12 protein-coding genes are annotated in these 12,946 nt (G+C 72.4%); 5 read left to right on the top strand and 7 right to left on the bottom strand.

All coding sequences use genetic code 11. From position 1 onward, the window contains the following. The first annotated feature begins 41 nt into the window (after positions 1-41). On the top strand, positions 42-1,310 hold the full coding sequence (locus NQZ70_RS23000) for a hybrid sensor histidine kinase/response regulator (RefSeq protein ID WP_129576108.1): 1,269 nt from the start codon (positions 42-44) through the stop codon (positions 1,308-1,310). After that, positions 1,310-2,569 (top strand): cysteine desulfurase family protein, encoded by a 1,260-nt coding sequence (locus NQZ70_RS22995; protein WP_272829021.1) that lies wholly within the window; start codon positions 1,310-1,312, stop codon positions 2,567-2,569. Before NQZ70_RS23000 ends, NQZ70_RS22995 begins: the two co-directional genes overlap by 1 nt. Positions 2,570-3,043: 474 nt before the next feature. Here NQZ70_RS22995 and NQZ70_RS22990 read toward each other — a convergent pair whose 3' ends face one another. Genes NQZ70_RS22990 through NQZ70_RS22980 form a run of 3 tightly spaced genes read right to left on the bottom strand, consistent with a single transcriptional unit; the run spans position 3,044 to position 5,358 of the window. Continuing rightward, positions 3,044-3,790 (bottom strand): RNA methyltransferase, encoded by a 747-nt coding sequence (locus NQZ70_RS22990; protein WP_129576105.1) that lies wholly within the window; start codon positions 3,788-3,790, stop codon positions 3,044-3,046. A 1-nt stretch (position 3,791) separates the two neighbouring features. Then, on the bottom strand, positions 3,792-4,571 hold the full coding sequence (gene pyrF, locus NQZ70_RS22985) for an orotidine-5'-phosphate decarboxylase (RefSeq protein WP_129576104.1): 780 nt from the start codon (positions 4,569-4,571) through the stop codon (positions 3,792-3,794). A 19-nt stretch (positions 4,572-4,590) separates the two neighbouring features. Further along, entirely contained in the window at positions 4,591-5,358 is a 768-nt protein-coding gene (locus tag NQZ70_RS22980) for a hypothetical protein (RefSeq protein ID WP_129576103.1), read from the bottom strand. A gap of 512 nt (positions 5,359-5,870) precedes the next feature. On the opposite strand from NQZ70_RS22980, the gene NQZ70_RS22975 reads away from it, so the two are divergent. After that, a complete protein-coding gene (locus tag NQZ70_RS22975) occupies positions 5,871-6,086 on the top strand; it encodes a biotin/lipoyl-binding carrier protein (RefSeq protein WP_129576102.1) in 216 nt (71 codons plus the stop codon). A 127-nt stretch (positions 6,087-6,213) separates the two neighbouring features. Here the strand turns inward: NQZ70_RS22975 and NQZ70_RS22970 are convergent, their stop codons facing one another. Further along, positions 6,214-7,236, bottom strand: a complete 1,023-nt coding sequence (locus tag NQZ70_RS22970; protein ID WP_129576101.1) for an MlaD family protein — start codon at positions 7,234-7,236, stop codon at positions 6,214-6,216. Between the two features lie 146 nt (positions 7,237-7,382). On the opposite strand from NQZ70_RS22970, the gene NQZ70_RS22965 reads away from it, so the two are divergent. After that, positions 7,383-8,123: an ABC transporter ATP-binding protein gene (locus NQZ70_RS22965; protein WP_129576100.1), complete on the top strand. Its 741-nt coding sequence runs from the start codon at positions 7,383-7,385 to the stop codon at positions 8,121-8,123. A gap of 26 nt (positions 8,124-8,149) precedes the next feature. Here the strand turns inward: NQZ70_RS22965 and NQZ70_RS22960 are convergent, their stop codons facing one another. After that, a complete protein-coding gene (locus NQZ70_RS22960; protein ID WP_129576099.1) occupies positions 8,150-9,019 on the bottom strand; it encodes an ABC transporter permease in 870 nt (289 codons plus the stop codon). Positions 9,020-9,034: 15 nt separating this feature from the next. Then, a complete protein-coding gene (locus NQZ70_RS22955; RefSeq protein ID WP_129576098.1) occupies positions 9,035-9,910 on the bottom strand; it encodes an ABC transporter permease in 876 nt (291 codons plus the stop codon). Between the two features lie 275 nt (positions 9,911-10,185). On the opposite strand from NQZ70_RS22955, the gene NQZ70_RS22950 reads away from it, so the two are divergent. Continuing rightward, the gene (locus NQZ70_RS22950) at positions 10,186-11,124 is read left to right on the top strand and encodes a DMT family transporter (RefSeq protein WP_129576097.1); all 939 of its coding nucleotides are present in this window, start codon (positions 10,186-10,188) and stop codon (positions 11,122-11,124) included. Between the two features lie 25 nt (positions 11,125-11,149). On the opposite strand, the gene NQZ70_RS22945 is transcribed toward NQZ70_RS22950, so the two are convergent. Beyond that, complete coding sequence (locus NQZ70_RS22945) at positions 11,150-12,898, bottom strand: cation:proton antiporter (RefSeq protein ID WP_129576096.1); 1,749 nt, start codon at positions 12,896-12,898, stop codon at positions 11,150-11,152. Positions 12,899-12,946: the final 48 nt, after the last annotated feature.

Below are 12,946 nucleotides of genomic sequence, written 5' to 3'. Positions count from 1 at the left end.
TGAACCCCGCCGTTCGTGACTACTATCCGCACGCAGAGCCCATGTCGAAGATACTTCACATCGAGGACGATCCCGCGAACCGCCTGCTCGTCCGCAAGCTGCTCCAGAGCGCCGGCTACGAGGTCCTCGAGGCCGCCGACGGGCTCGAAGGGGTGCGCCTCGCCTGCGCGCACCGCCCGGATCTCGTCCTCGTCGATCTGAACATCCCCGGCCTCGACGGGTTCGAGGTCACCCTGCGCCTGCGCGGCGAGGCGTCGCTCGCCGGCGTCCCGATCGTGGCGATCACCGCCGAGGGCGACCGCGACACGAGCCTCGCCGTCGGCTGCGACGGCTTCCTCCAGAAGCCGATCGACGCGCGCTCCTTCTCGGCCGTCATCGCCCGCTACCTCAGCGGCGCGCGCGAGGAGCTCCCCGCGTCGCAGGGGCCGCTCCGGCTGCGCGAGCAGAGCCAGCGCATCGTCGCCCACCTCGAGCAGAAGGTGGCCGAGCTCTCGCGCGCCAACGCCCGGCTGCGCGAGCTCGACGCCGCGCGCACCGAGTTCTACCGCAACATCTCGCACGAGCTCGCGACCCCGATGACCCCGATCGTCGGGTACGTGAAGCTGCTCGCCGACGAGGAGCTCGGCCCGCTCAACAAGGCGCAGAAGAAGGCGCTGCTCGCGATGGAGGACTGCGTGCGCAGGCTCCGGTCGCTCATCGACAACCTGCTCGACGTGACCGGCATCGAGACGGGCCGGATGCGCTTCATGCACTCGGAGTACGACTTCCTCGACACCACGCGGCGCGCCCTCGCGCAGGTGGCCGACCGCTTCGCCGAGGGGAAGGTCCAGCTCGTCGAGGATCTCCCGCGCGGCCCGCTGCCCGCCTGGGGCGACGCGGGCCGGCTGCAGCGGGCGATGATCCAGCTGTTCGAGAACGCCGCGAAGTTCACGCCGGCCGGCGGCACCGCGGGCGTGCGGGTCAGCGTGCTCCAGTCGGGGCACTACGAGCTCTGCGTCGCGGACACCGGGCCCGGGGTCAAGCCCGACCGCCAGCCGCGCATCTTCGAGCCGTTCTACCAGGTCGACGGCTCGGCCACGCGCGCCTACGGCGGCGTCGGCGTCGGGCTCGCGATCGCGCGGCGCACCGCCCGCGGGCTCGGCGGCGACGTGCGCGTCGTCTCGCCCAGCAACGAGGTCATCGAGGGCGAGGCGCTCACCGGCTCCGCGTTCTACCTGACCGTCGCTCGGCGGGCGCCCTTCCAGGACGACGGCAGCTCGCCGGGCCGGCTCGGCCCGCCCTCGTCGCCGCCCATCGATTCGTCGGCCTGATGCGCCCTGCCTCCAGCGTCATCTACCTCGACTGGAACGCCACGACGCCGCCGCACCCCGAGGTCCTCGCGGCGATGCAGGCCGCCGCCGAGGTGGCCTGGGCCAACCCGGCGAGCGTGCACGGACCGGGGCGGCGGGCGCGCGCGTTCATCGAGCAGGCGCGGGAGGCGGTCGCCCGGCTCACCGGCTTCGACGCGCGCGACGTGACCCTCACCTCGGGCGGGACCGAGGCCAACAACCTGGCGCTGCTGCACGCCTTCGGCGACGAGGCTGCGGCAGGCGCGGCCGGTGCGGGCGCGGCCGGGGAGCCGGCCGCGGGAGCGGGTGCGTCCGGGGGGGCGGCCGCCGGGCGGCTCCACGGCGCGCTCGTGGTCTCGCGGATCGAGCACCCGTCGGTGACCCGCGCCGCGGAGGGGCTCGCCGGCCGCGGTGTACACGTCGCCTGGGTCGATCCCGAGCCGTCCGGCCGGGTCGCGCCGGAGGCGATCGCCGCCGCCATCGACCGGGCGGCGGCGGTCGCGCCGGTGCGGCTCGTCAGCCTCCAGGCGGTCAACCACGAGACGGGCGTCGTCCAGCCGGTCGCCGAGGCGGCGGCGATCGTCCACGCCCGCGGGGCGCGGCTCCACGTGGACGCCGTCCAGGCGGTGGGGCGCCTGCCGCCCGAGGCGTGGGCCGGGGCGGATCTCGTGTCGGTCGCGGCCCACAAGATCCGCGGCCCGAAGGGGATCGGCGCCCTCGCGGTGCGGCCCGGCATCCGGCTCCGGCCCGTCCTGCTCGGCGGCGCCCAGGAGCGCGGGCTGCGGCCCGGCACGCAGGACCCGGTGGCCGCGGCCGGCTTCGCCGTCGCCGCCCGTCGAGCGCTCGGCGCCCCCGCCCGGTACGCGGCGCTCGCCCCGCTCCGCGATCGCCTCGAGGCCGAGCTCACCCAGGTTGGGCGCGCCGCCGGCGCTCCGCCGGTCCGCAACGGGGAGGGCGCGCGCGCCTCCCACGTCGCGAACCTCTCCTGGCCCGGCTGGCGCGGCGACGAGCTCTGCGCCGCGCTCGACCTGGAGGGCGTCGCCGTGTCCAGCGGCGCGGCCTGCAGCGCCGGGACCGCCGAGCCGTCCCCGGTCCTCACCGCGATGCTCGGACCCGAGCGCGCGGCCTCCGCCGTGCGCTTCTCGATCGGCGAGGACACGACCGAAGCCGACCTGGTCGAGGTCGCGCGCCGCGTGGCCCGCGTGCTCGCCCGCCTCCGGTCGCTTCCAGCCGGAAGCTGAGCCGATCCAGCCGCTTGCCGAGAGGCCGTCGATTCTTGAACCATCCCTCGAGCCATTCCGGATTACCGCGCAGAAAAGGGTGAGTCCACAGGGGTAACCCCTCGCAACGACTCAACTTTTCGAGGGGGGTGTGGATTCTTTTTGTCGATCCATTGAATGGATTCAATCGGCCGTCCTGCTGCGAACCTGTTCAGCGATGGCCCCTGTGCTCGAACCTACTTCAGATGCTGCGCGTATCTATGCAAATTTGTTGATAATTTGTCCGAAATCAGGAATGGTCTTACGGCGCTTCCGGACGACCTCGGAGCGCGCGTTGCGCCGAGCCCGGTCCCATTGCGCGGGCTCGATCGCTGGAGGTCCCGGGGAGCCCTCGGGAATGGGCCTACGGCGCCGGCCGCGCGCTCGCGCAGCGCGCGCGCCGCGCGTCCGCCGAGGCGGCGCGCGGGCGATGCGACGAGCGCTGGCGGCCTCGGGCTACGCGCGGGGCGCGCGGCGCTGCCGGACGACTTCGTAGAGCGCGATCGCGCCGGCGACCGAGGCGTTCAGCGAGGCGATGGGGCCGGTCATGGGGAGCCGGGCCACGTACTGGCAGACGCGGCGGACCGAGCGGCGCGTGCCCTTGTCCTCGGCGCCGATGACGATCGCGACCGGGCCGGTCAGGGGCAGCTCGCCGAGCTCGACCGGGCCCTGGGCGTCGAGCGCGATCGCGGCGACACCCCGGGCGGCGAGCGACTCCAGCGCGTCGGGCAAGGAGCGGACACGGCAGAGCCTCGCGTGCTCGATCGCGCCTGCAGACGCGCGGAACGTCGCCGGCGTGAGCGGCGCCGAGCTGTGCTCGGGCCACAGGATCGCCCGCGCACCGAGGGCGACGGCGCTGCGGATCACCGCGCCGAAATTCTGGGGGTCCATCACGCCGTCGAGCGCCACCGTGATGGTGCCGACGCCGGGCTGGCCCTCCTCGACGACCGGGATCGCGTCGACCCCGACGATCTGGAGCTCGGGCGCCGACGCGACGGCGCCCTGGTGGCGGCCGCCGGCGCTGCGGCGATCGAGCTCGCCGCGGGGCGCGCGCTCGGTCGGGATGCCCTGGCCCTCCGCGAGGCGCGCGAGCGCGTCGAGCTTCGGGCCGCCGTCGCGCTGGACGAGGACCCAGCCGACCCGGGCGCCGTGCGCGCGGATCGCCTCGCGGACCGGCTGGAGACCGTAGACGAGTCGGCTCACGTCAGCGCGGGGGGTGGAGCGTGTGCGCGATCTCCTGGACGATGGAGCGCGCCGTGGCGAGCGGATCGGCCGCGTCGCGGATCGGCCGGCCGACCACCAGGAGATCGGCGCCGGCCGAGATCGCGGCCGACGGCGTGGCGATGCGCTTCTGATCGTCGGCGCGCGCGCCGTCCTGCCCGGGGCCGAGGCGGATGCCCGGCGTCACGATGAGCTCGCTCTGCCCGAGCGCCGCCCGCAGCGCCGGCACCTCCTGCGGCGAGGTGACGAACCCGTGGATGCCGGCGCCGCGCGCGAGCTGCGCCACCCGCACCACGTGATCCGACGTGCTCCCCTGGATCCCCTGCGCGGCCAGGTCGCCCGCGTCGAGCGACGTGAGCACGGTGACGGCGAGGAGGATCAGATCCTGGGAGCGCGCCGCCTCCTGGGCCGCGCGCCGCAGCATCTCGGCGCCGCCGGCCGCGTGCACCGTCAGGTAGCGGACGCCGTGCGCGGCGGCGCTCGACACCGCGCGGGCCACCGTCTCGGGGATGTCGTGCAGCTTCAGGTCGAGGAAGACATCGAGGCCGAGCGACCTGCCGATCTCGATCGCGGCCGGCCCCTCGCGGACGAACAGCTCCAGGCCGACCTTGAGCACGCCGACCGAGGGGGCGACGCGGGTCGCCGCCGCCCGCGCCTCGTCGAGGGTCGCATAGTCGAGCGGGAAGACGAGCCTGCGGCGCGCCTCGTCGAGCGAGCTGCCGCCGAGGCTCGTCCTCTGCCTGACGTAGCCGGTGTTCGTCATGCGGTGATCCCGTCCCCGATCAGAAGCAGCTGCAGAGCGGATCGCCAGGGGCGCAGTTGCAGGGTTTGCTGTTTCCGCCGCTCGCCGGTTGGCCGCCGGACGGCCGCACGCCGCCGCCGCCGCCGCCGCGGCGCAGCTGCTCCTGCTTCTGCTGCTCGGCCTCGAGCTGCTTCTGCAGGGCGAGGCGCGTCGCCTCGTCCTTCGCGCTCGCGAGCTGGTCGCGGAGCCCCGACATCTTGGACTCGGACTCCTTCATCTGCGCCTCGAGCCGCTTGTTCGCCTCCTCGAGCTCGCGTGCGCGCGCGGCCTCGGCGGCGATGCGCGCCTCGTTCTCCTGGGCCGACTTGACCGCAGCGATGGTGATGCCGCCGATCACCAGCACGCTGGCGACGGCGCCGCCGATGAGGAGCTTGCGCAGCTTGTTCTTCGACTCGTCCTGCTGCAGCGCCGCGAGCGAGCGCTCGTGGTGCTGCTGCGCGGCCATCGCCTCGAGCCGCGCCTTCTGCTCGGCCTCGACGCGCGCCTTCTCGATCTCGGCCTGCCGGATCGCCTCGAGCCGCGCCGCCTCCTCGCGGGCGCGGCGCTCCTCGTTGCGGCGGCGCTCCTCCTCGGTGCGGATGCGCAGCTCCTCGGCCTCGCGCGCGGCGCGCTCCGCCTCGACCCGCGCCTTCTCGGCGGCGGCGGCGGCGGCGGCCTTCTGGGCCTCTTCGGTCTTGATGCGATCCTCCTCGAGGTTCATCAGCTCCTTGAGCGAGAACAGGACCGAGCTTTCCTTCTGTTCCGACATGACCTCGTGGCTCCTTCGATCGAGCGCGTGCGGTTGAGCTACCTAGGGGCGGTGCGGAGAACCTGCAGGTCGCCCTGGGAGAGGGCACCGAGCAAGACGATTCTGACCCGCAGCGCGGCTTTCACGCAAATCTTCGCGATCACCGCGACCCTCGCGATGTCGAGGAACCGCGGGGCCGCCGGCCAGATTATCGCCGTGGTGCACGGCAGGTACCAGCGGAAATCGCAGCGCTCCGTCCCTTCCGCGCTTCCACGCTCCCACGCTTCCACGCCCAGCGTCCACGCCCGGCGTCCACGCCCAGCTTCCACGCCCTCGACGTCCGCTGTCCGCGCACCTGTGTACCCGCGCCGCCGCGCGCACCTGCGCCACCGAGCGACCTGTACCGTCCAGAGAGGGGCCGCGGGCACGCGCGAGCAGGGAACGCCCGACTCATCAGCGCCACCCGCGGCCGCGGCGCCTCGCGCCACGGTCCCGTTGGATTCTCGGCGGCTCTCCGGTAGGTTCGCGCGCCCATGGCAAACGTCATCAAGGCGCACATCACCGGTACCGTCTGGAAGATCGAGGTCAAGCCGGGCGACAAGGTCGAAGAGGGGACCGTCGTCGTCATCCTCGAGTCCATGAAGATGGAGATGCCCGTCGAGGCCGAGGACGAGGGGACGGTCGAGGAGATCCTCGTCACCGAGGGGGCCGCGGTCACCGAAGGCGCCCCGCTGATCAAGCTGGCCTGACCGCCCGGGCCGGCCGGCGTCCGCGCTTTCCCGGACTCGTCCGCCGCCGCGCCCTCGCCTGCGGGCGCGGCGCCGTGCGCCCGCAGCAAGGGGCGGCGCCGCGCGCCTCCGAGGGCGCGGCGGGCGCTCACTCGCGCCAGAAGAACTTCCAGGGGTTGTGCTTGAGGTCGCGGGCGAGCTCCTGGAGGTCGTCGAACAGCTGCTCGTCCATCACCAGCGCGCCCACCGTCCCCTTGCCGCGCTTGACGTGGGCGAGGACCTCCTGGGCGTCGGCGGTCGCCGCCCGCGCCTTGCCCGCGATCTCGGCGATGTCGTCGAGCGTCTTCCTGATCTTCGCCTGCTCCGGCTCGCCGCCCACCGTGGTGGAGAGCCGGCGCGCGTTGGCCAGCGTCTCGCGCGCGTCCGCCATGAGCGGCGGCAGATCGCGCGCGGCCGTGCTGCTCACCTGATCGGCGTTCGAGAGGATCCGGTCGATCTGCGGGTTGTTCACGTACTTCTGCCGGGCGTCCTTCACGAGATCGGTGCCGTCGAGGCTGATCTGCTCGACGTTCTCGGCGATGCGATCGAGCCGGTCCTGGTTCCGGTGCATGAAGTCGCCGGTGCCCTTCAGCGTCTTCCGGAGCCCGTCGAACGCCTCGCCGACCTCCTCCCGGTGCTCGCGCATCGCCGTGACGGTCGCGTGCAGGAGCTCGTATCCCTCGGCGAGGAGCATGTCGAGGCGCGGCGGATCCAGCCCCCGGACGACCGCGTTCGCCGGGAGCACCGGCCGATCGGTCGAGCCCGGCTCGATCGCGAGGAACTGCTCGCCGAGCACGCCCTGCGTCGTGACGTAGAACGTGGCGTTGTCGTGGATGCTCTGCTGGTAACGTTCCTCGACGCGCAGCTGGATCCGCACGAGCGGCTCGCGGCGGCCGTCCTTGCCGACCTGGCCGCCGCGGAAGTGGATCTCGCTGAGCTTGCCGACCTCGACCCCGGCGATCTTCACCGGCGCCCCGGTCTGGAGGCCGCCCGGGTTGTCGAACTCGACGTAGATCGAATACTTCGGCTGGAAGTTGACCCCGCCCATCACGAGGATGAACGTGGCGAGGAGCCCGATCGCCGTGAGTATGAGGATCCCGACTTTGACCTCGATCGATCGCGGGCTTGCCATGGGGTCTTCATCTTCTCCGATCTCGCCGCGGGAGGTGAGGGAAATAGGCCGGGATCCCGCCGCTCTGACGCATTGTTTCCGGCGCGCGTCGTGACGCTTCGCGCTGCCTTTGTCCTGACGCAACCGTCATTCCTTCGCAGGTCGCGATGATTTCGTTCCGGAATGTCAGAAAATCCTTTGGACCCAAAGAGGTCCTCAAGGACGTCTCGTTCGACGTCGAGGACGGCGAGGTGTTCTTCATCATCGGGCAGTCGGGGGTCGGGAAGAGCGTGCTGATCAAGCACCTCGTCGGCTTGCTCTACCCGGACGGCGGGGAAATCTGGCTGGACGGCGAGGAGGTGAGCCGCTTCGACGAGGCCCGGATGTACCCGGTCCGGATGAAGTGCGCGATGGTGTTCCAGCACTCGACGCTGTTCGACTCGATGACGTGCGCCGAGAACGTCGCGCTCCCGCTCCGCAAGCACAAGGGGCTCAAGCCGAAGGAGGCGCTCGCGGAGGCGCGGCGGCGGCTCGAGCAGGTGCACATGCGCGAGTTCGCCGACCGCTTCCCGCCGGAGCTCGGCGACGGGATGCGCAAGCGCGTCGCCATCGCCCGCGCGCTCACGCTCGACCCGCGCTACGTGCTCTTCGACGAGCCGACCACGAGCCTCGACCCGGTGAGCGCGCGGCGCGTCGACAAGCTGATCCGCGAGCTCAGCGACACGCTCGGCGTGACGAGCATCGTCGTGAGCCACGATCTCGTGAGCATCTTCACGATCGCCGACCGCATCGTCATGCTCTATCAAGGGCTCGTCCGCCTGCTCGGGGATCGAGCGATGTTCCAGGGCTCCGAGGACGCGATCGTGCGGCAGTTCATCACCGGCAGCGCGGAGGGGCCGATCGAGTGACGCGCCGGCGCGGCGGCGCGATCCGGCTAGCGGAAGATCAGGAACGCGGCCGCCGAGATCAGCATGTTGAGGACGATGACCGCGAGCGAGGAGTTCACGACCGCCCGCGTCGTCGCCCAGCCCACGCCCTCGCTGCCGCCGAAGGTCGAGAGGCCGGAGTGGCCGGAGACCACCGGGATCGCGGCGCCGTACGCCAAGCACTTGGCGAGGCCGGTGGCGAGGTCGCCCGCGTCGACGAGGCTCACGTTGATGAACGTCTCGGGGCTCACGTCGAACATGCTGTACGCGGTGACCATCCCCGTGGTGAACGCGACCGCGGCGCTCCAGACGATGAGGCACGTCGTCATGAGCAGGCTCGCGATGAACCGCGGCTTGATGAGGTAGTCGATCGGATCGGCCGCGCACATGCGCAGGGCGTCGACCTGCTCGGTCACCACCATCGAGCCGATCTCGGCGGCGATGCCGGCGCCGACGCGCGTGGCGAGCATCAGCGCGCCGATCGAGGCGGCGAGATCGCGGACGAGCAGCTCGAGGTAGGTCGCGCCGAGCATGGTCAGATCCGGGATGACCCGCTTGGCCTGCTGGCCGGCCTGGAAGACCATGATCATCCCGATGAAGCCCATCACGACCGTCAGGAAGAACAGCGATTTGTTGCCGATCTCGTACATCTGCACGAGCACGGCGCCCGGCTCGCGGCGGCCCTTCGCGCAGTAGTAAAGCGTCCTTACGAACACCGAGTAGAGCTCGCGCGCGGACGCGAGGAGGGACAGCGCGGCGCCGCCGATCGCGGCGACGCCGGACAGCTCGGGCGCGACGTCCCGGAGCTCGCTCGAGGGGGGGCCGGTGGGGGGGCCAGCGCTCGCGCGGTCCGGGAAGCTCGGGTGGGAGGTGGGCATGCGCGGCGCCGTCGATCAGTCGAGCGTGAACGAGACGAAGTAGTCGAGGATGAAGATGCCGGCGGCCGAGGCGACGACGGTCGCGTTGACGGCGCGGCCGACGCCGGGGGCGCCGCCGGTCACGCCGAGGCCGTACTGGCAGCTCGAGAGCGCGAGGACGACGCCGAAGACGACGCTCTTGACGAGGCCGCTCATGACGTCGCCGATGCCGAGGAGCCCGCTCGTGAGGCCGTTGTAGAAGACGGCCGGGGCGACGCCGAGCAGGAGGTCGCCGGTGAACGCGGCGCCGAGCAGGGCGAGCGCGTCGGCGAAGATCACCGAGAGCAGCAGCGTCAGCACCATCGCGAGGAAGCGCGGGGCGATGAGGAAGCTCACCGGGTCGATCGCGAGGACGCGGAGGGCGTCGATCTGCTCGGTGACGACCATGGTGCCGAGCTCGGCGGTGTTGTTGGCGCCGACGCGGCCGTTGATCATGAGCGCCGTGAGCAACGGGGCGATCTCGCGGAGCGTGCCGAAGCCCGCGCCCCAGCCGAGCAGGCCGTGCGCGCCGAAGCGCTCGACCAGCGGCGCGGCCTGGATGACCATGATCGCGCCGGTGAAGAGCGCGGTCACGACGACGATGGGCATCGACTTGACGCCCATCCTGTAGAGGTTGCGCATGAACTCGGCGCCGTCGACGCGGAGCGTGGCCACGCGCGCCGCGATCTGCCCCGCGAGCACGGCCATGCCGCCGACCGTGGCGGCGATCTGCAGGAACGACGCGCCGACCTGGTGCACGCCCGAGGGGTCCTGCGCGATCGGCGCGCGCCGCCGCGGCGGGGGCGGCCCGACGGGGGCGGGGAGCGCACCCGGGACGCGCGCGGCGGTGCCTGGGCCAGCAGGGGACGTCATCGGAACGGGGAGCTTAGCCCAAGGCCCCCGGGGAGCGCGGCCCGATCCGACGCGATCCGCGCGCGCAACGGCCCGGACAGCTACCCAGCCGGGAGATCGTCCCCTACCTGAAAAATACCTGCCTCGCCCCGAAGCCGTCCTGTGCGATGGCAAACGCGGACTTCCACGCGCAATGCTGGCTCGAGGAGCGCGCCCGCAGGGCGGGGTCGCGGAGGCCGATGACCGGTCTCCTGCGGATCGCCCTGTGAGCCTGTGACGACGAGAGACGCGATTCCATGTCCCATCCCGAGCGCGCACACACCTTGACCGGCGAGCTGCCGACTGGCCTCCTCGACGATGGCCGGACGTTCGCCGTCCTCTCCGCGGCGACGTTCGCGCTGAAGGCGATCTTCGTGAAGCTCGCCTACGCCGCGCACCCGATCGACGCGGTGTCGCTGCTCGCGCTGCGGATGGGCATCGCGCTGCCGTTCTTCCTGTGGCTCGCCCGGAGGGAGCGCGACGAGGCCGCCGAGCCCATGACGCCCGGCCTCTGGGGCGGCGTGCTGCTCGTCGGCTTCCTCGGGTACTACCTGTCCAGCCTGTTCGACTTCATCGGGCTCACGTACATCAGCACCGGCCTCGAGCGCCTGATCCTGTTCGTCTATCCGACGCTCGTGCTCCTGATCGGCGCGGTGTGGCTGAAGCAGCCGGTGCGCGGCAAGGCCTGGGGAGCGCTCGCCGTGTGCTATCTCGGCCTCGCGGCGGCCGTATGGCACGATCTCGAGCAAACCGGGGACGCGCGGGTCGTCGCCATCGGCGGAGCGTGGGTGTTCGCGAGCTCGGTGACCTACGCGCTCTATTACATCGGCGTCGGCAAGCTCGCCTCCAGGGTGGGCTCGACGCGCCTCGCCGCGTATTGCGGGGCGACCTCGTGCGTGATGGTGCTCGCGCACTACGCGGCGACGGAGAGCCCCGCCCGGCTGGCGGAGCTCCCGGCCGCGGTGTGGTGGTACGCGGCGGCGATGGCGACGATCAGCACGGTGCTCCCCATCGTCCTGCTCGCGGCGGCGATCCGGCGGCTCGGCGCGGGCCGGGCCGCGACGTTCTCGACGCTCGGCCCGGTGCTCACGATCGCCTTCTCCTGGGTCATCCTGGGCGAGCCGTTCGCGTGGCAGCAGGTCGTCGGGCTCGCGCTCGTCGTCGGCGGCGTGACCTGGCTCGGCAAATCGCGCTGAGCCGGAGCGCCGCCCCGCGGCGGGATCACCCCGCGGGCGCCGCGGGCTGGGGCTCCGGCGCGCTGGTGCCGAAGAGCTCGCTCCGGACGCGCTCGCGCTCGCGCTCCACCTGCTCGGCCGTGGCGCCGAGCCGCACGAGGAGGCGCTCGGTCATCGAGAACGCGACCTCCGCCTCGCCGGTCACGACGACGTCCGCGCCCGCCTTCTTCAGCGCGGGCACCTCGCGCATGTAGAAGGCGCGGGCGAGGACGAACAGCCCGGGATTGAGGCCCTTCGCCTGCTCGATCACCGCGTCCCCGGACGGGCCCGCCGACGTGAACAGCAGGCTGTCTGCCGTCCCGACCCCGGCGCGCTCGAGGATCTCCCGCTGCGTCGCGTCGCCGTAGATCGCGCGGATGCCCTGGCCCTGCAGGTGCTTCACCGTGTCGAGGTTCAGCTCGACGACCGCGGGCTCGATGCCGTTCTCCCGGAGCAGCCGGGTCAGCGTCCGCCCGACCGGGCCGTAGCCGACGACGACCGTGCGGTGGGCGTTCTCGTCCTCCGGAGCGGGCTCCGCGCCGGCCTGCGCCGCGGCGCCGCGGCGCAGGAGGAGCGCCGAGGTCGACCGCGCCATGCGATCCCGGAGGCTGAAGAGCAGGGGGTTCAAGGTGATCGACGCGATCGACGCGACGACGAGCGCCTGCGAGGCCTCGTCCGGCATGATGCCGAGCTGCCGGCCGAGCGTCGCGAGGATGAACGAGAACTCCCCGATCTGCGCGAGCGACAGGGCCACGGCGAAGGCGGTCTGGAGGGGGCGGCGGAGCAGCACCACGACGACGAGCGCGGCGAGCGGCTTGCCGATCAGCACCACGGCGAGCGTCGCCGCGGCGACCGGCCAGCCCATGGCGAGCTGCGCGGGGTCGAGGAGCATGCCGACCGAGACGAAGAACAGCACGGCGAACGCGTCGCGCATCGGGAGCGCCTCCGAGGCGGCGCGCGAGCTGAAGTCGGACTGGCCGACGACCAGGCCGCCCAGGAAGGCGCCGAGCGCCATCGACGAGCCGAAGAGCACCGCCGAGCCGACGGCGACGCCGAGCGCGACCACGAGCACCGTCAGGGTGAAGAGCTCCCGCGAGCCGGTCTTCGCCACGTACCCGAGCAGCACGGGGATGACGCGCTGTCCGACGATGAAGACGAAGGCCACGAGGCCAGCGAGCTTGAGGACCGCGACGCCCACGGACACGGCGATCCCCGTCGCGCCCGCGCCGTCGTCCCCGCCGAGCAGGGCGGGGAGCAGCACGAGCACCAGCACGGTGAAGACGTCCTCGAGCACGAGCCAGCCGATGGCGAGGTGGCCGGCCGGGGTGTGCAGGACGTGGCTGTCGCTGAGGACGCGCGTGAGCACGACGGTGCTCGCCACCGAGATGGCGACGCCGAAGACGAGCGACGCGGCCCACGACCAGCCAGCGGCGCGGCCGACCAGGCCGCCGAGCGCGGTGGCGACGGCGATCTGGATGAGGGCGCCCGGCACGGCGACCTTGCGCACGGCGAGGAGCTCGCGGACGTGGAACTGCAGGCCGACCCCGAACATCAGCAGGATGACCCCGATCTCCGCGAGCTGGTCCGCGAGCGGTTTGTCGGCCACGAACCCCGGCGTGAAGGGGCCGACGAGGATCCCCGCCAGCAGGTAGCCCACGATGGGCGACAGCCTCAGCCGCTGGGTGATGAAGCCGAACGCGAGGGCGGCGGTGAGCCCGCCCGTGAGCGTGAGGATGAGGTCGAGTTCGTGCGGCATGTCGGGGTCTCGTAGCGCGTCTCGCCACCGGCCGCAGCCGTTACCGCG

Source organism: Sorangium sp. So ce836, assembly GCF_028553905.1.
GTDB classification, from domain to species: Bacteria; Myxococcota_A; Polyangia; order Polyangiales; family Polyangiaceae; genus Sorangium; species Sorangium cellulosum_D.
Note: the sequence above shows the minus strand (reverse complement) of the source record. Positions and strands in the feature narration are given on the sequence as shown.

Excerpts from the sequence above, each read along its gene's own strand:
- NQZ70_RS22995 (WP_272829021.1), top strand. The coding sequence starts at position 1,310 with ATGCGCCCTGCCTCCAGCGTCATCTACCTCGACTGGAACGCCACGACG.
- NQZ70_RS22980 (WP_129576103.1), bottom strand. The coding sequence starts at position 5,358 with ATGTCGGAACAGAAGGAAAGCTCGGTCCTGTTCTCGCTCAAGGAGCTG.
- NQZ70_RS22955 (WP_129576098.1), bottom strand. The coding sequence starts at position 9,910 with ATGACGTCCCCTGCTGGCCCAGGCACCGCCGCGCGCGTCCCGGGTGCG.
- NQZ70_RS23000 (WP_129576108.1), top strand. The coding sequence starts at position 42 with ATGTCGAAGATACTTCACATCGAGGACGATCCCGCGAACCGCCTGCTC.
- NQZ70_RS22960 (WP_129576099.1), bottom strand. The coding sequence starts at position 9,019 with ATGCCCACCTCCCACCCGAGCTTCCCGGACCGCGCGAGCGCTGGCCCC.
- NQZ70_RS22965 (WP_129576100.1), top strand. The coding sequence starts at position 7,383 with ATGATTTCGTTCCGGAATGTCAGAAAATCCTTTGGACCCAAAGAGGTC.
- NQZ70_RS22945 (WP_129576096.1), bottom strand. The coding sequence starts at position 12,898 with ATGCCGCACGAACTCGACCTCATCCTCACGCTCACGGGCGGGCTCACC.
- NQZ70_RS22950 (WP_129576097.1), top strand. The coding sequence starts at position 10,186 with ATGTCCCATCCCGAGCGCGCACACACCTTGACCGGCGAGCTGCCGACT.
- NQZ70_RS22970 (WP_129576101.1), bottom strand. The coding sequence starts at position 7,236 with ATGGCAAGCCCGCGATCGATCGAGGTCAAAGTCGGGATCCTCATACTC.
- pyrF (WP_129576104.1), bottom strand. The coding sequence starts at position 4,571 with ATGACGAACACCGGCTACGTCAGGCAGAGGACGAGCCTCGGCGGCAGC.
- NQZ70_RS22975 (WP_129576102.1), top strand. The coding sequence starts at position 5,871 with ATGGCAAACGTCATCAAGGCGCACATCACCGGTACCGTCTGGAAGATC.